We start from the raw sequence: 20,058 nt of genomic DNA, 5'->3' as shown, positions 1-20,058 counted from the left end.
GGCCTCTCACCGGACTCTTACCTTTCCTCGTCGGTGAAGAAGAGGTCGTGCATGCGCGCAGGCAGATCCGGTTCGGTGGCGGTCGTACTCGCGGGGGCGCTGGCCCTGGGGGCGTTCACCGCGCCCACGGCCCAGGCCGCCGACACCGGGATCAAGGTGACCGAGCTGGTCCTGAACCAGGGCCGGCCCATCGTGGTGGGCACCGACGCGGAGGTGACCCCCGACTTCACCTTCCGCATGTCCTGGCCGTCCGGCGTCAAGGTCAGCGACGTGAACGCGTGGCCGTACCTCTACCACGACACCACGGCCGCCAAGGGGGCCGAGGACGGCGGCATCTACACCAGCAGCGTCACCTACTACGACGGCAGCAGCACGACCGCCGAGTGCGACGGTGAGCTGTACATCGAACCGCGCTACACCCTGGACTCCAACAACGACGCGACGACCTGGAAGATCGCGGTCTTCGCGCGCATCTGGGGCTCCGACGGCCAGCCCAAGAGCGAGGAGCACCTGACCGGTTTCGGCTCCGTGCAGGTCAAGCGCAAGGCCAAGGTCACCGCCAACGCCACTCCCGAGCCCGTCACCAAGGGCAGGACGCTCACCGTGAAGGGCGCGATCACGCGCGCGGACTGGGTGAAGCACAAGTACACCGGTTTCGGCGGCAAGTCGGCCAAGCTCCAGTTCCGCGCGAAGGGCAGCGGCACGTACACGACGCTGAAGACCGTGAAGGCCGACTCGGCCGGCGCGTTGAAGACCACGGTCAAGGCGTCCGCCGACGGCTACTACCGCTGGACCTTCGGCGCCACGGCCACCACGGGCGGCGCGACCTCCGCCGGCGACTACGTCGACGTCAGGTGAGGGACCGCGCGCTGTCGCGGTAGCGCCCCGGGGTCACCCCCACCAGCTTCCTGAAGTGCCGGGTGAGGTGGGCCTGGTCGTAGAAGCCGGTGGTGGTGGCCGTCTCGCCGGGCGGTACGCCGTCGAGCAGCAGCCGGCGGGCCCGGCCGACCCGGCGGGACATCAGGTACTGGTGCGGGGCGATGCCGTACGCGCCGCTGAACGCCCGTACCAGGTGGGCCGGGTGGGCGTGCAGCAGCTGTGCGGCCTCCGCCAGGACGAGCCCGTCGGCGACCCGCTCGTCGAGGAGTTCGCGCAGGGCACGGGCGAGGGCCGGGTCGGCCGGCCTTTCCGGCCTTTCGTCATCGAGCCGGGGGCGGAGCAGGCCCCGCAGCCGCTCGCCGATGAGGGTGAGCCGGCTCTCGGCCTCCAGTTCGTCGCCGGGGCGGGCGAGGGCGGAGTGCAGCTGCCCGACCCGCCGGCGCAGCAGGGGATCCCGCAGATCGGGCCCGTCGACGGCCGCGCCGATCAGATCCTCCCCGAGGAGGGTCCCGTCCAGGTACACCACACGCTTGCGGAAGCCGTCGGCGGTGGCCGGGGAGCCGTTGTGCGGGACATGCGGCGGCAGCAGGGTCACGGTGTCGTCCGGGGTGCCGTGCTCATGCCGTTCGAGGTCGTACCGTACGGCGCCGTCGTCCACGATGAGCAGCGTCCAGGCGTCATGGACGTGCATCGGGTACGCGTACTCGGTGAAACGGGCGTGGAAGACCTCGGTGACGCCCGGGACGGAGGGGCGCCAGGCGGTGACTTCCTGTGGGGCGGACTGCCGGGCGGCCATGCAAAGAACGTACAAGACCCGGATGAACGACGCCCGGCAGTCTCGGGGCATGAGCACTTTCGACACGAAGATCGCCGTGCTGCTGCGCGAGGACCTGGAGCCCTGGCAGCGCCTCAACGTCACCGCGTTCCTGGTCAGCGGCCTGGGCGCGACGCTCCCCGAGGTGGTGGGGGAGCCGTACGAGGACGCCGACGGGGTGGCGTACCTGCCGATGTTCCGGCAGCCGGTGCTGGTCTTCGAGGGCACGAAGGAGACCCTCAAGGCAGCCCACGAACGGTCCCTGAGCCGGGCCCTGCCCCGGGCGGTCTTCACCGCCGACCTCTTCTCCACCGGCAACGACCACGACAACCGCGCGGCGGTACGGGCGGTACCGACGGCGGAGCTGGACCTGGTCGGGCTGGCGGTGTACGGGCCGCGGAACGGGGTGGACAAGGTGCTGAAGGGGGCGCGGATGCATCCGTGAGATCCGGGGGCGCCTACCGGGGTCGACTGAGCCGACCGAAGGAATCGTGTGGCGTGACCGGGTGATCAGGTCATTTAATCTGATCAACTTCCTCGCGGATGTCGCATCTCAGAGTCATGCGATACATCCGATTCTCCAGTGTGGCCGCGGTAGCGGCGGCGATCGTCACGTGCGTGACGGGCGGACCGGCGGCCGCCGGCGACGACTCCTCGACACCGGTCCCCTGCTACACGGCAGCGCTGACGAACGCCATCAGCAGCGCCTCGTCGGGGGACACCCTGTCCCTCGCCCGTGACTGCACCTACCACCTGACCACCCCCTTCAGCACCGGTGAAGGCCTGCCGACCATCTCCCAGCCCCTCACGATCAGGGGCAACGGCGCGACGATCGTCCGCGACGGGAACGCGACCCCCGCGTTCCGCATCTTCCATGTCCTCGCCGGCGGCGACCTGCGCCTGCAGGACCTCACCGTCCGCGGCGGCAACGCCACCATCGCCACCGGTACCGGCAACGGCGGGGGCATCCTCGTCGACAGCAACGGCAAGCTCAAGCTGGTGGGAGTCGACGTGATCGACAACACCGCATCGCTCAACGGCGGCGGCGTGGCGCTGTCCACGAACGCCACGGCGAACATCCGACGCAGCTGGGTGGCGTTCAACAATGCGCTCAACGGCGCCGGGCTGCACAGCCAGGGGACGTTGACCGTGGACAACTCCGAGATCGGCCGCAACCACGCCCAGGCCCTCGGCGGCGGACTCCTCCAGAACGGCAGCATCGCCTTCATCCACGCGAGCATCATCAGCCGCAACACCGCGAACCTCAGCGGTGGCGGTGTCCTCAACACCGGCGGCGCGTCGACGACGATCAGCGAAAGCAAGATCGCGAACAACACGACCTCCGGTGTCGCGGGCGGCGGGATCGCGAACGCGGGGGCGACGCTGACGCTGGAGAAGTCGGAAGTCAGCGGCAACGTCGTCGGAGGCCCGGGAGGTGACGGCGGCGGCATCCACAACTCCAACGTGGGTACGGTGACCGGCACGCTCTACCTCAAGGGCAGCAAGGTCATCCGCAACAGCGCGAACGGCCCGAACGCCGGCACGAACCTGTCCCAGGCGGGCGGCATCTTCAACAACAGCGGGTCGGTCACGCTCGACCACAGCTACGTCCGCAACAACGCCTCCACGTCGGCGCCCGGAGGCCTGCGCACGAACGTCCCGATCACGCTCACGGACTCCAGCATCACCCACAACGTCCCGACGAACTGCGTCCCGTTCCCGATCACGGGTTGCACGGACTGACTCGTCCAGGCCGGCAGGGCCCCCACCCTCGGTCTTCGAGGGCGGGGGCCCGCGCCGCGCTCAGGCCGCCCGTACCCCTGCCTCCGCACTCGCCGGCGCGGCAGCCGCAGCCCGTTCCTCCGGCAGCCGCCGCATCAGCAGCCCGTACCCGAAAGCGGCCGCCGTCCCCACGACGGCGCACACCCCCCACAGCCACCGCGCCCCGAACCGGTCGATGACGACTCCGGACAGCAGCGGGGCGATGAGCGCGGCGGCGGACCAGGACAGCGTGTACATGCCCTGGTACCTGCCCCTCCCGTGCACCGGCGAGAGCCGCACCACCAGCCCCGTCTGGGTCGGCGCGTTGACGATCTCGGCGAGCGTCCACACGCACACGGTGAGCGCGAACACCCCGACCGACCCGGCGAAGGCGGTGAGCCCGAACCCGTATCCCGCGAGGAGCGACGAGACGACGAGCAGGGACCGCGGATCCCGGTGCTGGATGACCCGGGTCACCGGGATCTGCAGCACCACGATGAGGATCCCGTTCACGGCGATGGCCATGCCGTAGTCGGCGGGCGAGAACCCGGCCTCGCCCATCGCGACCGGCAGTCCGACCGACCCCTGCTGGAAGATCAGGGCGACGAGGAACGACAGCCCGACCACGCCCATGTACCGCCCGTCGCGCACCACGTTCAGAAGGCTGACCTCCCTGTCCCCGGCGACCTCCGCGGCGGCACGCTCGGGCCGCGACTCCGGCAGCCGGAGGAAGACGAGGACGGCGCAGACGGCGGTCATCCCGGCCTCGATCAGGAACCCGGCGCGGTAACTCACCTCGGCGATGAACCCGGCCCCCATGGACGACACGGCGAAACCCAGATTGATCGCCCAGTAGTTGAGCGAGAAGGCCCGCACCCGGTCCTCGGGCCGCACGATGTCGGCCATCATGGCCTGCACCGCCGGCCGGGAGGCGTTGGAGGCCACGCCGACGAGGAAGGCGACGGCCGCGATGGCCACCGGATCCCGGACGAACCCGAGCAGCGCGACGGCCCCGGCGGTGGAGCCCTGGGCGACGAGCAGGGTCGGCCGCCGCCCCAGCCGGTCGGCCATCACCCCGCCCGCCAGCGAGGACACGACCCCGCCCAGCCCGTGCAGGGAGGCGACGAGCCCGGCGTAGGACGCGCTGTACCCCCGGTCCAGCGTCAGGTACAGGGCCATGTACGTGGCGACGAACGCCCCCAGCCGGTTGACGAGGGTGCTGGTCCACAGCCACCAGAACTCCCGGGGCAGACCGGCGACGGTCTCCCGGACGGCGCGTCGCAGGGCGACGGACGGCATGGCTCCCCCAGGGCAAGGCGTAAGTGGCGTGCAGGCATTGCGGAACTTACTTCCGCGACGCTCGCCTGAGCCACTCAATTAACAAATGCAGTCAACTGTCCGCCCTCTGGGACGCCCCACGGGCGCCCGCACTCCGCCCCGAATACGTGGATTACGCTCTGACCCATGGCCGACGCACCGTACAAGCTGATCCTCCTCCGCCACGGCGAGAGCGAGTGGAACGCGAAGAACCTGTTCACCGGCTGGGTGGACGTCAACCTCAACGAGAAGGGCGAGAAGGAGGCAGTCCGCGGCGGTGAGCTCCTGAAGGACGCCGACCTCCTGCCCGACGTGGTCCACACGTCCCTCCAGAAGCGCGCGATCCGCACGGCCCAGCTCTCGCTGGAGGCCGCGGACCGCCACTGGATCCCGGTCCACCGCAGCTGGCGCCTGAACGAGCGCCACTACGGCGCCCTCCAGGGCAAGGACAAGGCGGCGACGCTGGCCGAGTTCGGCGAGGAGCAGTTCATGCTCTGGCGCCGCTCGTACGACACCCCGCCCCCGCCGCTCGCGGACGACTCGGAGTTCTCCCAGGCCTCCGACCCCCGCTACGCCTCCATCCCCCCGGAGCTGCGCCCCCGCACGGAGTGCCTCAAGGACGTCGTCGTCCGCATGCTCCCGTACTGGTACGACGGCATCGTCCCCGACCTCCTGGCCGGCCGCACGGTCCTGGTCGCCGCCCACGGCAACAGCCTGCGCGCCCTGGTCAAGCACCTCGACGGCATCTCGGACGCCGACATCGCCGGCCTGAACATCCCGACCGGCATCCCCCTCGCCTACGAACTCGACGCCGACTTCAAGCCGGTGACCCCGGGCGGCCAGTACCTCGACCCGGACGCAGCAGCCGCGGCCATCGAGGCGGTCAAGAACCAGGGCAAGAAGAAGTAACGCGACGCCGAGCGCCCCCGACCTGCTGTTTTCCTGGCGGGGCGGGGGCCTTTTGGTGGTCGGGAACACGCCAGGCGGTGACCCTCCGTGGAGGGAGGGTGTTCGGTTCGTAACATGAGTCAATGATCAGGTCGGTCGAACGGCGTCCCCGGCAGGGGCGCGAGCGGTGGAAGCCGGTGCGCCGTCACTGTCTGTTCGCTCTCGGTGTGGTCGGGAGCGGTGTGGTGGCTGTTGCGGCGTTCGTGTTCGGCGTCGGTGCCGGCGCAGGTACCGAGGACGCGGCCTCCGTCGGCTCCGCCCCGACCCCCCTGCGGACGATCAGGACCACGAGGCCCGGTGCGCCGGCGCCGCCGCATCCTGTCGGCACCGTGCGGATCGCCGCCGTGGGAGACATCGTCATGGGCTCGCTGCCGGACGACCTGCCGCCGGATGATGGCGCCTCGTTCTTCGACTCCGTCGGCGACCTGCTCGACGGCGACGTGGTGCTGGGGAACCTGGAGGGCACGCTCACCACCGGCGGTTCCAGCAAGTGCGACTACATCGAGGGCCCGAACTGCTTCGCGTTCCGCGCGCCGCCGTCCTACGGCCATCGGCTCAAGGAGGCCGGGTTCACGGTCCTGAACACGGCGAACAACCACATCGACGACTTCGGGGCGGAGGGGCGGCGCGACACGTTCGCCGCGCTACGCTCCGCGAACCTGCCGTTCACCGGCCGCCTGGGCCAGATCACCGTCCAGCGCGTACGCGGCATCAGGGTCGCACTGATCGGGTTCGCTCCCGACCGAGGGGCGAACGACCTCACGGACATCCCCGCGGCACAGCGACTCACCGCCCGCGCCGCGGCGATGGCGGACATCGTGATCGTCACGATGCATGCCGGCGCGGAGGGCTCGGACCGCACCCATGTGGAACCCGGTACCGAGTACTTCGTCGGCGAGGACCGCGGCGACAGCTACCGCTTCAGCCGTGCGGTGATCGACGCAGGCGCCGACCTGGTCGTGGGCAGCGGCCCGCACGTGATGCGGGGCATGGAGTTCTACAAGGGCCGCCTGATCGCCTACAGCCTGGGCAACTTCTCCGGCTACAAGGTGCTCGGCCTCGGCGGCACGCTCTCCACCAGCGGCGTGCTGCAGGTCACCCTCGGCGCCGACGGCACCTACGTGTCCGGGCGCCTGCACCCGACCCGGATCGTGGAGCCCGGCACGCCGGAGCCGGGCGGCGACGCGATCGACCTCGTCTCCAGCATGTCCGAGGAGGACTTCGGCCCGCACGCCGCCGACATCTCGGAGGACGGGACGATCCAGAGCCCGTAGCGCTCGTCGGCGGGGTTTGCCGAATCGGCAAACGGGCTCGGCCCCTTGGCGCCTGGCTTCGCATGATCTGTGGGGAGCCGGCAGTCAGGCCGGCAGATCGGCGATCCCGAAGGGCAGGGAGGGCGTATGGCGGCGCAGCATCGGCTGGTTGTCGAGGCCGGAAGGCGGATCCATCTCGTCGAGCAGGGGTCCGGGCCCCTCGTGCTGCTCGTGCACGGGTTCCCCGAGTGCTGGTACTCCTGGCGGCATCAGCTGCCGGTGCTCGCCGCGGCGGGGTACCGGGCGGTCGCCGTCGACGTACGGGGGTACGGGCGGTCCTCGAAGCCGGCCGCGACCGACGCCTACCGCATGGTCGAGCTCGTGGCGGACAACGCCGCCGTCGTGCGGGCCCTCGGCGAGGAGTCGGCCGTGGTCGTCGGGCACGACTGGGGCGCGGCCGTCGCCGCGAACTCCGCGCTGCTGAGGCCGGAGGTGTTCCGGGCCGTGGGGCTGCTGAGCGTTCCGTACACGCCGCGTGGCGGGCCCCGCCCCAGCGACGTCTTCGCGCAGCTGAGTGCTGGGGGTGGGGGCGGGGATGGCGGGGACGGTGGGGGCGAGGAGTTCTACGTCTCGTACTTTCAGGAGCCCGGGCGTGCCGAGGCCGAGATCGAGCCGGACGTGCGGGGCTGGCTCGCCGGGTTCTACGGCGCTCTGTCGGGCGACACCATGCCGGGACCCGGCGCTCCCGACCCGCACTTCGTCGGCGGCGGGGGGACCCTCAGGGACCGGTTCCCCGCCGGCCGGCTGCCCGGGTGGCTCGGCGAGCGGGACCTCGACGTCTACGCGGCCGAGTTCGAGCGCACCGGACTGACCGGGGCGCTCAACCGCTACCGGAACATGGACCGGGACTGGGAGGACCTCGCGGCCTACGACGGCGCCCCGATCACCCAGCCGTCCCTGTTCGTCGGCGGTGGCCTCGACGCCTCCACGACCTGGCTGGCCGACGCGATCGAGGCGTACCCGGTCACCCTGCCGGGCCTGGTCTCGTCCCACATCCTCGACGGCTGCGGGCACTGGATCCAGCAGGAACGGCCCGACGAGGTCAACCGGCTGCTCGTCGACTGGCTCGCCGGGCTGCCCGCCGCCTGAGCATCAGCGTGACGGGCAGACGACGACGGCTACCAGATCGACAGCGGTACCTGGTGGACCTCGTCCGCGGGATGCCCCGTGCGTTCGTGGACGCGCCTGACCGCATCGGCCGAGGGGGCCTCGGAGAGGCAGTAGACGTGGCCGGAGTCCGGGTCGGCCCAGGCCCGTTCGAAGTGGACGCCCTCGTCCTTCTCAGCCGCCAGGTCGGCCTCGTGGGCCTCCTTGAGCTGGTCGGCGGTGATGCCCTTCATCCCGTGGTGTACGTCCATGAACTGCGGCATGACTGCCACCTCCTGTCCTGCCTCCCGCGCCGTTCCCTCCCGATTCCCCTCCCGATTCCCCTCCCGCTTCCCGTCCCTCTCCATGCTGCGCCCGTCCGTGCCGTCCCGCGCGCCGCCCCTCATCAGTACGACGCGCCGCTCCTCATCAGTACGACGCGCCGCCCCTCATCAGTACGACGCGCCGCCCCTCGTCAGTACGACGCGCCGCCCCTCGTCAGTACGACGCGCCGCCCCTCGTCAGTACGACGCGCCGCCCCTCGTCAGTACGACGCGCCGCCTCTCATCAGTACGACGTGCCGGACCGCACCAGCACGAAGGGCCCCCGACCGGAGTCGGGGACCCTTCCTCGTGCCTGGAGCGCCGGGTCAGCCGCACTGGCAGGGGCTGCCCGACTGGCAGCCGCAGCCGCAGCCCGAGCCGCAGCCACAGGCGCCGATGACCAGGAGGTTCTTGATCTCGACGGGCTGGTCGGTCTCGCGCTGCTGCGTGGGGTCGGGCGTGGCGCTGGGGGATTCGGCCATGGATCCCTCCTAGAGGTCCCTAGGTGCCCTGGAAGCAGGGCGTGGTGCCTTTGCCCATCCCATGCCCGTTTCACTGGGGGCATCAACGGCGCATCTACGGCGCACAGTGGCGCCCACATGCCTGACCCGCACCCCGCGAGCCCCCACCCAGCTGGGGGTTACACCCCCTCGGTGCCCGTCACCGGCTGGATGTCGGGCTGGAGGTCGTCCGCGTGCTCGCCGGTGACCAGGAAGACGACGCGCTTGGCGACGGCGACCGCGTGGTCGGCGTACCGCTCGTAGTAGCGGCCGAGCAGGGTCACGTCGACGGCGGTCTCGATGCCGTGCTTCCAGCGGTCGTCCAGCAGGTGCTGGAAGATCGTGCGGTGCAGCAGGTCCATCTCGTCGTCGTCCTGCTCCAGCTGGAGGGCCAGGTCGACGTCCTTGGTGATGATCACCTCGGCGGCCTTGGCCATCAGGCGCTGCGCGAGCTGGCCCATCTCCAGGACGGTCGCGTGCAGGTCGTGGGGGATGGCGTTCGCCGGGTAGCGGAGCCGGGCCAGCTTCGCCACGTGCTGGGCCAGGTCGCCGGAGCGCTCCAGGTCGGCGGACATGCGGAGCGATGTGACGACTATCCGCAGGTCGGTCGCCACCGGCTGCTGGCGGGCGAGCAGGGCTATCGCGCGCGCCTCCAGGTCGTGGTGGAGCTCGTCCACCTTCTGGTCGGCCTCGATGACGCTCTCGGCCAGCTTGAGGTCGGCGTCGAGGATCGCCGTCGTGGCGCGCCCGATCGCCGATCCGACCAGCCGGGCCATGTCGACCAGGCTGTCGCCGATCGAATCGAGTTCCTCGTGGTACGCGTCCCGCATCAGGGTTCCCTCTCCTACGTGTGTTCCATGGGGCTCCGGGGGCCGGGGCCCGTGGCCGAAACCAGCTGCGAACCCCACGCTTCCACGTTCCGGTCTCAACGCGACCGTTTCTGCCACCCCAAATGAACCAATACTGGCTCCAAGGTGAACTCTGGGCGACGAGTGTTCGAGCTGACACCTCGCGGACTGTGGGGATGTCGTACCCCCTGCTTAACCTGTTTGCATGGACGTGAACGCGGCGGTCGCCGCAGCGGCAGCGATCGCCGGGGTGCTTACCGGTGTCATCGCCATGCTGGCGTTCCGCTGGAGCGAACGCGACCAGAAGCGACCGACCAGGACTTCTCTGCACACCGACCCCGTACTGCCCCCGGGCGTGGACACCGTACTGAGCGTGCTGCGCTCCTCCGCGGTCGTCCTCGACGAGGCCGACACGGTCGTCAAGGCGAGCTCGGCGGCGTACGCCCTCGGACTCGTGCGCGGCGGCAAACTCGCCATCGAGCCGATGCTCGGGATGGCCCGGGACACCCGGCGCGACGGCGAGATACGACAGGTCGAGCTGGACCTCCCGAGGCGGGGGACCGGACGGGGCGAGGCCCTGGCCGTCTCCGCGCGGGTGGCGCCGCTGGGCTCCCGGCTCGTCCTGCTCCTCGTGGAGGACCTCACCGAGGCCCGACGCATCGAGGCGGTACGGCGGGATTTCGTGGCGAATGTCAGTCACGAGCTGAAGACCCCGGTCGGCGCGCTCTCCCTGCTCTCCGAGGCCGTCATGGACGCCTCGGACGATCCGGAGGCCGTGCAGCGCTTCGCCGGTCGCATGCAGATCGAGGCCACGCGCCTGACCAACCTGGTCCAGGAGCTGATCGATCTGTCGAGAGTGCAGAACGACGACCCGCTGGAGGACGCCGAGCCCGTCCGGGTCGACGAGCTGGTCGCCGAGGCGATCGACCGGTGCCGGCACCAGGCCGGCACCAAGCAGATCACCATGGCCGCCGGTGGTACGGCGGACCTGCACGTCTGGGGGAACCGCGGCCAGCTCGCCGCCGCCCTCGGCAACCTGGTCGAGAACGCCGTGAACTACTCCCCGGCCCGCACCCGGGTCGGGATAGCCGCCCGCCGGGTCAGCGCGCCCGGCGGCGACATGATCGAGCTCGCCGTGACCGACCAGGGCATCGGCATCACCGACAAGGACAAGGAGCGCATCTTCGAGCGCTTCTACCGCGTCGACCCGGCCCGCTCGCGGGCCACCGGTGGCACCGGTCTCGGCCTCGCCATCGTCAAGCACGTGGTCGCCTCGCACGGCGGGGAGGTCACGGTGTGGAGCGCCGAGAACCAGGGCTCCACGTTCACCCTCAGACTGCCGGAGGCGGGCGCGGCCCGTGACCGCGCGTCGCAGCACCCCGACCCCGACCTCGAGGACGAGGCCGGTACCACCGAGTCATCCCCGTACGAACCGCTTCCCGCCCCGGAGGTCCTTCCGTGACCCGAGTGCTCGTCGTCGAGGACGAGGAGTCCTTCTCCGACGCCCTGTCGTACATGCTCCGCAAGGAGGGCTTCGAGGTCGCCGTGGCGGCCACGGGCCCCGACGGACTCGACGAGTTCGAGCGCAACGGCGCCGACCTCGTCCTCCTCGACCTGATGCTGCCCGGCCTGCCGGGCACCGAGGTCTGCCGCCAGCTGCGCGGCCGATCCAACGTCCCCGTCATCATGGTGACGGCCAAGGACAGCGAGATCGACAAGGTTGTCGGGCTCGAAATAGGAGCAGACGACTACGTCACCAAGCCCTTCTCCTCCCGTGAGCTGGTCGCCCGCATCCGTGCGGTGCTCCGCCGCCGCGGCGAGCCGGAGGAGGTGACGCCGGCCGCCCTGGAGGCGGGCCCCGTCCGCATGGACGTCGACCGCCACGTGGTGACGGTCTCCGGCTCCAAGGTCGACCTCCCCCTCAAGGAGTTCGACCTCCTGGAGATGCTCCTGCGCAACGCCGGCCGCGTCCTCACCCGCATGCAGCTCATCGACCGGGTCTGGGGCGCCGACTACGTCGGCGACACCAAGACCCTCGACGTCCACGTCAAGCGCCTGCGCGCCAAGATCGAGCCGGACCCGGGCGCGCCGCGCTACCTGGTGACGGTGCGTGGTCTCGGCTACAAATTTGAGCCCTAAGTCGCCGACCGGCTACGATGAGCAACTCTCGCCGTCGGGTGGACGGAGAGGCTAAACGCCTGTGGAGCGTTGGTAAGACCCGGAGCGATCCGGGCGCGATGCCGTGAAGCAGGAATCCCCTTGAGGGTGCGCCGAAAGTTCGAGCCGTAAAGCTCGGCAACGCCAAGGGCGGGAACCGATAACCAAGGTTCCCGCCCTAGCTGCTTCAGGCGCCACTCAGCCCGCGTTCGTCGACTCCGAGGCCGAGTCGGTCGGGGTGGCCGAGGCGCTCTCGGACTCCTTGTTCTTCTTGCCCGCCTTCGCGCTCTCGCTCGCCGTGGAGCCGGCGAGCGGAGTGGTGGAGGTGGACGGCGAGGGCGACGGCACCGCGCTCGGGCCCCAGCCCGTGAAGTAGCTCTCGGCCGGCACGACGAACGCACGCAGGCTCACGTCACCCGTCTTGCTGAAGGTGAACGTGATCTTCTGGGCGTTGCCGTCCGTGACCGCCTCACGGCTGCTGGCCAGCACCGCGGAGGCGTTGTCCTTGCCGCCGAGGATCAGCCGGCCGCCGGCCGCGATGGTCAGCGGCTGCGACTTCGTGGCGTGCAGCTCGGCGGTCTTGCCGGTGCCGGCGACGACGATCGACTGGAGCGTCTCCGGCTCGGTGCCGGTGTTGAAGATCGTCGCGGAGACCACGGCCGGCCCGGTCGACGTGAGGTCGGGCTGGGTGATCACGGTCGCGTTCTGGACCTTGATGTCGCCGACACTCGCCGCCGCGTTGTCCGGCTTGACCTCCAGCGTCTGCGAGTTGTTGCCGGCGCCGCAGGCGGAGAGCGCGGCGACGGAGAAGGCGAGGGCGGAGGCGGCGAGGGCGCCGCGTCGAAGGCTGCTGCTCACGGCGGCGGCAACTCCTTGAACGCACGGGCGGCCCTCTGTAAAGCCGCCCTAAGTGTCTGTCAGCGGCCTTAGGTTACCGAGCCGTTCCCGCGCGGCTGCACCCGACCCTCCCCAAGCCCCCCGCTTCCCGCAACGCTTCCCTCGTGCAGGGGGTACCCGGGGCTCCGCAAGTGACTCTTCGGTCACTTTGCAGCAGTGCTCGTCGGGCATTCACATAACCCACCCGCAACACCGCGCAAAACTTCCGTGAAGGAATGCACGACCGCCGGGAAAATCGATCACTCGCCGCTTCGCGCACCGCTTCATGCACCCCTTCACGTGCGTCTTCACGTACCGTTCGGTCGGACTCCGTGATCAATTCCGGAAACGTCCGGGATCCGGCTCCGGCAACCGAACGGAGTAGCGGAAGTCGTACGCTTGGAAGCGGACATATAGGGATGTTCGGCCGCTTGGGCGAGCGTCCGGATGTGTGTAACGTGCGCGTTTCACCTCGCCCGGAGAGCCGCTCCGACCTGCGAATACCTGCTTCCGGACGGCCTGCGAAGCACGTTCCTGTTGCTGTTGTCAAGCCCCGAGATATGCCCTGACCTGCGAAAACGCCATTCAGAACCGCCGGTTTCCGTGTTACCCTGGATAGCCACGGAAGGGGTACCTGTCACATGACGTTCAAGGTTGGCGACACCGTGGTCTATCCCCATCACGGGGCCGCGCTGATCGAGGCCATCGAAACTCGCCAGATCAAAGGCGTGGACAAGACCTACTTGGTGCTGAAGGTCGCCCAGGGTGACCTGACGGTGCGTGTGCCAGCGGACAATGCGGAGTTCGTCGGCGTGCGTGATGTGGTCGGTCAGGACGGGCTGGACCGGGTCTTCGAGGTGCTGCGCGCGCCGTACGCCGAGGAGCCCACGAACTGGTCCCGTCGTTACAAGGCAAACCTGGAGAAGCTCGCCTCCGGCGATGTCATCAAGGTCGCGGAAGTCGTGCGTGACCTGTGGCGTCGTGAGCGCGAGCGTGGACTCTCCGCCGGTGAGAAGCGCATGCTCGCCAAGGCCCGCCAGATCCTGGTGAGCGAGCTCGCCCTCGCGGAGAACACGAACGAGGACAAGGCCGAGGCCCTGCTCGACGAGGTCCTCGCGTCCTGACGCAGACGCCGTCCGGCTAGGCGTGACGAACTCCGCACACCCGAAATGCCGCGGTGCCCGATGACACAGCAACTGTCGCCGGGCGCTGCGGCATGTTCATGTCCGGAACGCACGTGCCAGGACGTACGTGTCCGGAACACACCGGGAACTCACCCGGAACACTTCTCCTCGGGGCGTTCGTACCCGGCGACCCGGCACCCGGCCCCGGTGGAAACCCCCGATACTAGGCGTGCCGGGCCCGGGCTGCTGGCTCGACCAGTGTCACGGAAGGGTCCGGTCAAGGCGTCGCGCCCGGCACTTCCCAGGCCATACCCACGCCAGGCCCGCACACAAACCTGACAGGAACCGATGTCTGACGATTCGCGTCCTTCGCGTACGGAACCGCGTACCGCACTGCGCACGGCAGCCGTGATTCCCGCCGCCGGCCGGGGCGTACGGCTCGGTCCGGGCGCTCCCAAGGCGCTACGCGCGCTGAACGGCACGCCCATGCTCATCCACGCCGTGCGCGCCCTCGCCGCCTCCCGCGCGGTCTCCCTGGTCGTGGTCGTGGCCCCGCCCGACGGTGCGCCCGAGGTCAAGTCCCTCCTGGACGCCCACGCCCTCCCCGACCGCACCGACTTCCTCGTCGTCCCCGGCGGCGACTCCCGCCAGGACTCGGTCAGGCTCGGCCTGGACGCGCTGCCCCCCGACTACGACATCGTCCTGGTCCACGACGCCGCCCGCCCCCTCGTCCCCGTCGACACGGTCGACGCGGTGATCCAGGCGGTCCGCGACGGCGCCCCGGCCGTGGTCCCCGCCCTCCCGCTCGCCGACACGGTCAAGGAGGTCGAGCCGGCCACCACCCCCGGCGACCCGGAGCCGGTGCTCGCGACCCCCGAGCGGGCCCGCCTGCGCGCCGTGCAGACCCCGCAGGGCTTCGACCGGACGACGCTGGTCCGCGCCCACGAGACGGTCACCGACAACGTCACCGACGACGCCAGCATGGTCGAGCAGCTCGGCGAACAGGTCGTGGTCGTCCCCGGCCACGAGGAGGCCTTCAAGGTCACCCGCCCCCTCGACCTGGTCCTCGCGGAGGCTGTCCTGGCCCGCAGGAGGCTGAACGATGGCTTCTGAGGTCGTACTGCCGCGCGTCGGCATCGGCACCGACATCCATGCCTTCGAGGAGGGCCGCGAGCTGTGGTGCGCCGGCCTGAAGTGGGAGGGCGAGGGCCCGGGCCTGGCCGGCCACTCCGACGCGGACGTCGTCGCGCACGCCGCCTGCAACGCCCTGTTCTCGGCGGCGGGCCTGGGTGACCTGGGGCAGCACTTCGGCACGGGGCGCCCGGAGTGGTCCGGCGCATCCGGCGTGACCCTGCTGACGGAGGCCGCCCGCATCGTCCGCGCCGCCGGTTTCACCATCGGGAACATCGCCGTACAGGTCGTGGGGCCACGCCCGAAGATCGGAAAGCGGCGGGACGAGGCGGAGAAGATCCTTTCCGACGCGGCCGGGGCACCGGTTTCGGTTTCGGGGGCCACGACCGACGGCCTCGGATTTCCCGGCAGGGGAGAGGGTCTTATGGCGGTGGCGACGGCTTTGGTCGTCGAACAGGCGTAAGCGGTCCTACTCGAGGGGCGCGGGGAACTGCGCGCTCGACCCCCACTGCCCGCACACGCCCATGGCACTGCACATACCGGTCCCACCCACTACCGTCGGCCCACTACCCTAGGTCCCGTGACTATTCGCCTGTACGACACCAACGCCCGGCAGATCCGTGACTTCGCCCCGCTCGCGCCGGGCTGTGTCTCGATCTACCTCTGTGGTGCCACCGTGCAGGCGGCGCCCCACATCGGGCACATCCGGTCCGGCCTGAACTTCGACATCATGCGCCGCTGGTTCGAATACCGCGGCTACGACGTGACGTTCATCCGCAACGTCACGGACATCGACGACAAGATCATCGCCAAGTCCGCCGACCAGGGCCGCCCCTGGTGGTCGATCGGCTACGAGAACGAGCGCGCGTTCAACGACGGCTACGCCGCGCTCGGCTGCCTCCCGCCGACGTACGAGCCCCGCGCGACCGGGCACGTACCGGAGATGATCGAGATGATGCGCGGGCTGATCGAGCGCGGGCACGCCTACGAGGCCGACGGCAACGTCTACTTCGACGTGCGCTCCTACCCGGACTACCTCCAGCTCTCCAACCAGGAGCTGGACAACCTCCGCCAGCCCGAGGGCGAGGGCGAGACCGGCAAGCGGGACCAGCGCGACTTCGCGCTGTGGAAGGCCGTCAAGCCGGGCGAGCCCAGCTGGGAGACGCCGTGGGGGCGCGGTCGGCCCGGCTGGCACCTGGAGTGCTCGGCGATGGCCCACAAGTACCTGGGTGAGGCCTTCGACATCCACGGCGGCGGCCTGGACCTGATCTTCCCGCACCACGAGAACGAGATCGCCCAGGCCAAGGCGTACGGCGACGACTTCGCCCAGTACTGGGTGCACAACGCCTGGGTCACCATGAGCGGCGAGAAGATGTCGAAGTCCCTCGGGAACTCGGTGCTCGTCTCGGAGATGGTCAAGCACTGGCGCCCGATCGTGCTGCGCTACTACCTGGGCACCCCGCACTACCGCTCGATGATCGAGTACAGCGAGGAGTCGCTGCGCGAGGCCGAGCAGGCGTTCGCGCGGATCGACGGGTTCGTGCAGCGCGTGGTGGAGCTGGCCGGGGGAGCCGTCGAGCCCTCGGCCGAGGTGCCGCCGGCGTTCGCCGAGGCGATGGACGACGACCTGGGCGTCCCGCAGGCCCTCGCGGTCGTGCACACCACCGTCCGGCAGGGCAACTCCGCCCTCGCCGCCGACGACAAGGAAGCCGCCGTCGCCCGCCTCGCCGAGGTCCGGGCCATGCTCGGCGTCCTCGGCCTGGACCCGCTGGACCCGCACTGGTCCGGCGGTGCCGAGAAGGGCGAGGATCTGCACGGGGTCGTGGACGCCCTGGTCCGGCTCGTCCTCGACCAGCGCGAGTCCGCGCGCGCCCGCAAGGACTGGGCGACCGCCGACGCCATCCGCGACCAGCTGAACCAGTCCGGCCTCGCGATCGAGGACAGTCCGTCCGGCCCGCGCTGGACCCTCAAGTCCTAGCGACCGGCCCCCGCTGGTCAGTGAAGATCGACTGTGCCGCCCGGCCCCCCGGGCGGCACACTGCATAAGACGCACAACACGTACGTACGAAACGAAGCTCACGGAGACGGGTAACCCATGGCAGCCAACAACCGCCGCATGTCCGGCAAGAAGGGCGCGCAGATCGGCAGTGGCGGCCAGCGGCGCCGGGGCCTGGAGGGCAAGGGACCGACCCCGCCCGCCGAGATGCGCAAGGGACACAAGAAGAACCGCATCGCCACCGCCAAGGCCAAGCAGACCCAGCGCCGTCCGGTGGTGCGCGGCCGGGGCGGCAAGGGCACGTCCGAGATGGTCGTGGGCCGCAACCCGGTGGTGGAGGCGCTGCGCGAGGGCGTCCCGGCGTCGACCCTCTACGTCCAGCAGTTCATCGACAACGACGAGCGGGTCCGCGAGGCCCTCCAGCTCGCGGCCGAGCGCGGCGGCATCAACCTCATGGAGGCCCCGCGCCCCGAGCTGGACCGCATGACGAACGGCCTCAACCACCAGGGCCTGGTCCTCCAGGTCCCGCCGTACGAGTACGCCCACCCCGAGGACCTGGCGAACGCCGCGTACGACGAGGGCGAGGACCCCTTCATCGTCGCCCTCGACGGCGTGACCGACCCGCGCAACCTCGGCGCGGTCGTCCGCTCGGTCTCCGCCTTCGGCGGCCACGGCGTGGTCGTCCCCGAGCGCCGCGCGGCCGGTATGACCGCCGGCGCCTGGAAGACGTCGGCCGGTACGGCCGCCCGCACCCCGGTCGCCCGCGCCACGAACCTGACCCGGGCCCTGGAGGCGTACAAGAAGGCCGGCATCGTGGTCGTCGGCCTCGCCGCGGACGGCGAGCACGAGATCGGCGACCTGGCGGCCCTGGGCGGCCCGGTCGTCATCGTCGTCGGCAGCGAGGGCAAGGGCCTGTCCCGGCTGGTCGGCGAGACGTGCGACTTCCGGGTCCGGATCCCGATGCCCGGTGGTGCCGAGTCGCTCAACGCGGGTGTGGCGGCGGGCATCGTGCTGTACGAGGCGGCGCGCCGCCGGGTGTGAACGGATGTCCGTAGCCTGATCCGTGCGGGGTAATTCCGGCGTCCCGGACATCCTTGACGGGGTCCGGACACATCCGGCCGGTCAAAGCAGTGTCCTAACTCCACGTCACTCGGTTAGATGAGTGTGGACACCAGAACACCCCGCACACCCACGGGGGACCGCTCGTCGGGATTCCGCTCCGGATTCGCTTCCGGGCCCGACGACGCTCCCGCGCTGAGCATGGTGAAGGTGCCGAGCGATCCGGCGCAGGTCATCGTCAACCACGCGAGCTTCCGCGTGCAGCTGGGCGTATCGACACGGCGTACCCAATCTCCCCGGGTCGTACGGCACTTGAGCGCCACCGAGGACACCGCGCGCATCCCGGTCGTCGGCACGGCGGGCAGAGCGGGGGCGGCACCCGGCCGTCGCCGCCCGGTCGTCTGGAGCGGCAAGTCCGCGCCCGACGACACCGGCGCCCACCGGCTGCTCCAGGCCGTCCGGGGCGGCAGCGTCCGGCACGTCGAGGAGCCCGCCGAACCGGCCGGCGCGACCCAGGTCATCCCGCGCGTCGGCGGCGGCTACGACGGCCTCGACCAGACCGTCGAGACCCCGATGGTCGGCCACCCGCGCTCCCCGGCCTCCGGCGAGAACCGGCTCATCCCGAACATGCCGGCGGTGGGCAGCGCCTACGACGAACCGGCCTACCACGACCCGGCGTACGGCCGACCGTCCTACGCCGACGACGAGTTCGAGGACTTCGAGGAACCGCGGTCGGCCCGGCGGCCCGGCGACGGCGACCCGGCCCGGCACGCCTACTACCCCGGCCGCCGGATGAACCTCGGGGTGGTCCTCCTCCCGCTCCGGATCTTCCTCGGCTTCATCTCCATCTACGCCGGCATGGGCAAGCTGTGCGACCCCGTCTACTTCGACGGCGGCAAGCGCGGCTCCATGGTCACCTGGCTCAACACGCTGCACCCCTGGGAGGTCGCCGAGCCACTGCGCCAGTTCGCCCTCCAGCACCCGGTCGGCTCCGGCCTCGTCATCGCCTTCTTCCAGGTGATCGTCGGCGTCCTGACCGTCCTCGGCTGCTGGCAGCGGGTCGCCGCGGTCGTCGGCGCGCTGCTCTCGGCCGCGCTCATCGTCACCGTCAGCTGGAAGACCGTCCCCGCCTACGACGCCCCCGACATCATCTACCTCGCCGCCTGGTCCCCGCTGATCATCGCCGGCGCCCCCGTCTACTCCGTGGACGGCCGCCTCGCGGGCAGCGCCTGGCGACGGCTCGGCCCCCACTCCGACATCTGGGACCTGCGCGCCTACGTGCTGCGCCGGGGCGCCCTGGTCACGGCCGTCACCATCGGCCTCACCCTCCTCATCGGCTCCCTGCTCGGCGGCGCGGTCCGCGACTCCAGCCGCGTGGTCGTCCCCGGCCCCGGCGAGGCGCCCCGCAACAACCTCCCCGGTTCCCCCCTGCCCGGCGAGCCGACGAAGGCCCGCAAGAGCACCCCGCCCGCGTCCACGCCTCCTTCCGGCGGCGCCTCGGCGAGCCCTTCGCAGGCGGCGACCACCCCGAACGCCGACCGCACCACGAGCGGCGCCACCACCACGACCCCCAGCGAGACCCAGGGCACCACGGGTCAGGCCCCGCCCCAGCACACCGCCCCGGCGCCGACCACCGCGGGCCCCACCTCCGGCGGCACCGCGACCGGTGGCACGTCCTCGACGGGCGGCGGCACCGGCAGCAACACGGGAAGCACCGGCGGCGGCGCGTCCTCCTCGGGCCAGCCGGGCCTGGTGGGCGGCCTCCTCGGCTGACGGCCGCTTCACAGTGACGCAGCCCCGCGCTTCAGCAGCGCGGGGCTGCGGCGTACCAGGCGTACCGAAGGGGTGCGATCTGCCGTCTGCCGACCGCGGCGCCGTCGTGGCTGATCGCGCAGTTCCCCGCGCCCCTTACAGGGGCGGTTCGGC

20 protein-coding genes are annotated in these 20,058 nt (G+C 70.7%); 14 read left to right on the top strand and 6 right to left on the bottom strand.

The window, feature by feature from the left end; all coding sequences use genetic code 11:
* Positions 1–51 precede the first annotated feature (51 nt).
* Positions 52–858 carry a hypothetical protein gene (locus tag ACFWPQ_RS35670; RefSeq protein WP_384044220.1) on the top strand — a complete coding sequence of 269 codons (807 nt, stop codon included), beginning with the start codon at positions 52–54 and terminating at the stop codon, positions 856–858.
* Here ACFWPQ_RS35670 and ACFWPQ_RS35665 read toward each other — a convergent pair.
* Positions 851–1,675, bottom strand: a complete 825-nt coding sequence (locus tag ACFWPQ_RS35665; protein WP_384044217.1) for a helix-turn-helix domain-containing protein — start codon at positions 1,673–1,675, stop codon at positions 851–853. The two genes, ACFWPQ_RS35670 and ACFWPQ_RS35665, sit on opposite strands and share 8 nt — an antisense overlap.
* On the opposite strand from ACFWPQ_RS35665, the gene ACFWPQ_RS35660 reads away from it, so the two are divergent.
* Together ACFWPQ_RS35660 and ACFWPQ_RS35655 are read left to right on the top strand one after the other, a co-directional pair.
* Entirely contained in the window at positions 1,674–2,138 is a 465-nt protein-coding gene (locus tag ACFWPQ_RS35660) for a DUF2000 family protein (RefSeq protein WP_384044214.1), read from the top strand. The two genes, ACFWPQ_RS35665 and ACFWPQ_RS35660, sit on opposite strands and share 2 nt — an antisense overlap.
* Before the next feature lie 116 nt (positions 2,139–2,254).
* Positions 2,255–3,436, top strand: a complete 1,182-nt coding sequence (locus ACFWPQ_RS35655) for a hypothetical protein (RefSeq protein WP_384044211.1) — start codon at positions 2,255–2,257, stop codon at positions 3,434–3,436.
* 60 nt (positions 3,437–3,496) lie between these two features.
* Here the strand turns inward: ACFWPQ_RS35655 and ACFWPQ_RS35650 are convergent, their stop codons facing one another.
* On the bottom strand, positions 3,497–4,753 hold the full coding sequence (locus tag ACFWPQ_RS35650; RefSeq protein ID WP_384044208.1) for an MDR family MFS transporter: 1,257 nt from the start codon (positions 4,751–4,753) through the stop codon (positions 3,497–3,499).
* A 165-nt stretch (positions 4,754–4,918) separates the two neighbouring features.
* Between ACFWPQ_RS35650 and ACFWPQ_RS35645 the strand changes: the two genes are divergently transcribed.
* From ACFWPQ_RS35645 to ACFWPQ_RS35635, 3 genes are all read left to right on the top strand, one after another.
* A complete protein-coding gene (locus tag ACFWPQ_RS35645) occupies positions 4,919–5,680 on the top strand; it encodes a phosphoglyceromutase (protein ID WP_384044205.1) in 762 nt (253 codons plus the stop codon).
* Positions 5,681–5,802: 122 nt separating this feature from the next.
* The gene (locus ACFWPQ_RS35640; protein ID WP_384044202.1) at positions 5,803–6,993 is read left to right on the top strand and encodes a CapA family protein; all 1,191 of its coding nucleotides are present in this window, start codon (positions 5,803–5,805) and stop codon (positions 6,991–6,993) included.
* Positions 6,994–7,119: 126 nt separating this feature from the next.
* Complete coding sequence (locus tag ACFWPQ_RS35635) at positions 7,120–8,121, top strand: alpha/beta fold hydrolase (protein WP_384044199.1); 1,002 nt, start codon at positions 7,120–7,122, stop codon at positions 8,119–8,121.
* Positions 8,122–8,150: 29 nt separating this feature from the next.
* On the opposite strand, the gene ACFWPQ_RS35630 is transcribed toward ACFWPQ_RS35635, so the two are convergent.
* From ACFWPQ_RS35630 to phoU, 3 genes are all read right to left on the bottom strand, one after another.
* Positions 8,151–8,402, bottom strand: a complete 252-nt coding sequence (locus tag ACFWPQ_RS35630; protein WP_384044196.1) for an SCO4226 family nickel-binding protein — start codon at positions 8,400–8,402, stop codon at positions 8,151–8,153.
* Positions 8,403–8,767: 365 nt separating this feature from the next.
* On the bottom strand, positions 8,768–8,923 hold the full coding sequence (locus ACFWPQ_RS35625; RefSeq protein WP_384044193.1) for a hypothetical protein: 156 nt from the start codon (positions 8,921–8,923) through the stop codon (positions 8,768–8,770).
* A 158-nt stretch (positions 8,924–9,081) separates the two neighbouring features.
* Positions 9,082–9,771 (bottom strand): phosphate signaling complex protein PhoU, encoded by a 690-nt coding sequence (gene phoU, locus ACFWPQ_RS35620; protein WP_384044190.1) that lies wholly within the window; start codon positions 9,769–9,771, stop codon positions 9,082–9,084.
* Between the two features lie 223 nt (positions 9,772–9,994).
* On the opposite strand from phoU, the gene ACFWPQ_RS35615 reads away from it, so the two are divergent.
* Both ACFWPQ_RS35615 and ACFWPQ_RS35610 read left to right on the top strand, forming a co-directional pair.
* Complete coding sequence (locus tag ACFWPQ_RS35615; protein ID WP_361299999.1) at positions 9,995–11,251, top strand: ATP-binding protein; 1,257 nt, start codon at positions 9,995–9,997, stop codon at positions 11,249–11,251.
* Positions 11,248–11,928: a response regulator transcription factor gene (locus ACFWPQ_RS35610; RefSeq protein WP_010358452.1), complete on the top strand. Its 681-nt coding sequence runs from the start codon at positions 11,248–11,250 to the stop codon at positions 11,926–11,928. Before ACFWPQ_RS35615 ends, ACFWPQ_RS35610 begins: the two co-directional genes overlap by 4 nt.
* 216 nt (positions 11,929–12,144) lie before the next feature.
* Here the strand turns inward: ACFWPQ_RS35610 and ACFWPQ_RS35605 are convergent, their stop codons facing one another.
* The gene (locus ACFWPQ_RS35605) at positions 12,145–12,804 is read right to left on the bottom strand and encodes a DUF461 domain-containing protein (protein WP_384044185.1); all 660 of its coding nucleotides are present in this window, start codon (positions 12,802–12,804) and stop codon (positions 12,145–12,147) included.
* 659 nt (positions 12,805–13,463) lie between these two features.
* Here ACFWPQ_RS35605 and ACFWPQ_RS35600 point away from each other — a divergent pair.
* From ACFWPQ_RS35600 to ACFWPQ_RS35575, 6 genes are all read left to right on the top strand, one after another.
* Positions 13,464–13,946, top strand: coding sequence for a CarD family transcriptional regulator (locus ACFWPQ_RS35600; protein ID WP_003953493.1), 483 nt, complete (start codon positions 13,464–13,466; stop codon positions 13,944–13,946).
* 348 nt (positions 13,947–14,294) lie between these two features.
* Positions 14,295–15,059: a 2-C-methyl-D-erythritol 4-phosphate cytidylyltransferase gene (ispD, locus tag ACFWPQ_RS35595; protein ID WP_384044180.1), complete on the top strand. Its 765-nt coding sequence runs from the start codon at positions 14,295–14,297 to the stop codon at positions 15,057–15,059.
* Positions 15,049–15,540 carry a 2-C-methyl-D-erythritol 2,4-cyclodiphosphate synthase gene (ispF, locus tag ACFWPQ_RS35590; RefSeq protein ID WP_384044177.1) on the top strand — a complete coding sequence of 164 codons (492 nt, stop codon included), beginning with the start codon at positions 15,049–15,051 and terminating at the stop codon, positions 15,538–15,540. Before ispD ends, ispF begins: the two co-directional genes overlap by 11 nt.
* Before the next feature lie 117 nt (positions 15,541–15,657).
* A complete protein-coding gene (gene cysS / locus ACFWPQ_RS35585; RefSeq protein WP_384044174.1) occupies positions 15,658–17,055 on the top strand; it encodes a cysteine--tRNA ligase in 1,398 nt (465 codons plus the stop codon).
* Positions 17,056–17,172: 117 nt separating this feature from the next.
* Positions 17,173–18,114, top strand: a complete 942-nt coding sequence (gene rlmB / locus ACFWPQ_RS35580; RefSeq protein WP_384044171.1) for a 23S rRNA (guanosine(2251)-2'-O)-methyltransferase RlmB — start codon at positions 17,173–17,175, stop codon at positions 18,112–18,114.
* A 117-nt stretch (positions 18,115–18,231) separates the two neighbouring features.
* Positions 18,232–19,905: a DoxX family membrane protein gene (locus ACFWPQ_RS35575; protein ID WP_384044168.1), complete on the top strand. Its 1,674-nt coding sequence runs from the start codon at positions 18,232–18,234 to the stop codon at positions 19,903–19,905.
* Positions 19,906–20,058 lie beyond the last annotated feature (153 nt).

It is taken from the genome of Streptomyces sp. NPDC058464, from assembly GCF_042721035.1.
Classification (GTDB): domain Bacteria; phylum Actinomycetota; class Actinomycetes; order Streptomycetales; family Streptomycetaceae; genus Streptomyces.
This window is presented reverse-complemented; position numbering and strand designations above follow the sequence as displayed.

Coding starts and splice junctions, on each gene's coding strand:
- ACFWPQ_RS35670 (WP_384044220.1), top strand. CDS start 52: ATGCGCGCAGGCAGATCCGGTTCGGTGGCGGTCGTACTCGCGGGGGCG.
- ACFWPQ_RS35660 (WP_384044214.1), top strand. CDS start 1,674: ATGCAAAGAACGTACAAGACCCGGATGAACGACGCCCGGCAGTCTCGG.
- ACFWPQ_RS35665 (WP_384044217.1), bottom strand. CDS start 1,675: ATGGCCGCCCGGCAGTCCGCCCCACAGGAAGTCACCGCCTGGCGCCCC.
- ACFWPQ_RS35655 (WP_384044211.1), top strand. CDS start 2,255: ATGCGATACATCCGATTCTCCAGTGTGGCCGCGGTAGCGGCGGCGATC.
- ACFWPQ_RS35650 (WP_384044208.1), bottom strand. CDS start 4,753: ATGCCGTCCGTCGCCCTGCGACGCGCCGTCCGGGAGACCGTCGCCGGT.
- ACFWPQ_RS35645 (WP_384044205.1), top strand. CDS start 4,919: ATGGCCGACGCACCGTACAAGCTGATCCTCCTCCGCCACGGCGAGAGC.
- ACFWPQ_RS35640 (WP_384044202.1), top strand. CDS start 5,803: ATGATCAGGTCGGTCGAACGGCGTCCCCGGCAGGGGCGCGAGCGGTGG.
- ACFWPQ_RS35635 (WP_384044199.1), top strand. CDS start 7,120: ATGGCGGCGCAGCATCGGCTGGTTGTCGAGGCCGGAAGGCGGATCCAT.
- ACFWPQ_RS35630 (WP_384044196.1), bottom strand. CDS start 8,402: ATGCCGCAGTTCATGGACGTACACCACGGGATGAAGGGCATCACCGCC.
- ACFWPQ_RS35625 (WP_384044193.1), bottom strand. CDS start 8,923: ATGGCCGAATCCCCCAGCGCCACGCCCGACCCCACGCAGCAGCGCGAG.
- phoU (WP_384044190.1), bottom strand. CDS start 9,771: ATGCGGGACGCGTACCACGAGGAACTCGATTCGATCGGCGACAGCCTG.
- ACFWPQ_RS35615 (WP_361299999.1), top strand. CDS start 9,995: ATGGACGTGAACGCGGCGGTCGCCGCAGCGGCAGCGATCGCCGGGGTG.
- ACFWPQ_RS35600 (WP_003953493.1), top strand. CDS start 13,464: ATGACGTTCAAGGTTGGCGACACCGTGGTCTATCCCCATCACGGGGCC.
- ispD (WP_384044180.1), top strand. CDS start 14,295: ATGTCTGACGATTCGCGTCCTTCGCGTACGGAACCGCGTACCGCACTG.
- ispF (WP_384044177.1), top strand. CDS start 15,049: ATGGCTTCTGAGGTCGTACTGCCGCGCGTCGGCATCGGCACCGACATC.
- rlmB (WP_384044171.1), top strand. CDS start 17,173: ATGGCAGCCAACAACCGCCGCATGTCCGGCAAGAAGGGCGCGCAGATC.
- ACFWPQ_RS35575 (WP_384044168.1), top strand. CDS start 18,232: ATGAGTGTGGACACCAGAACACCCCGCACACCCACGGGGGACCGCTCG.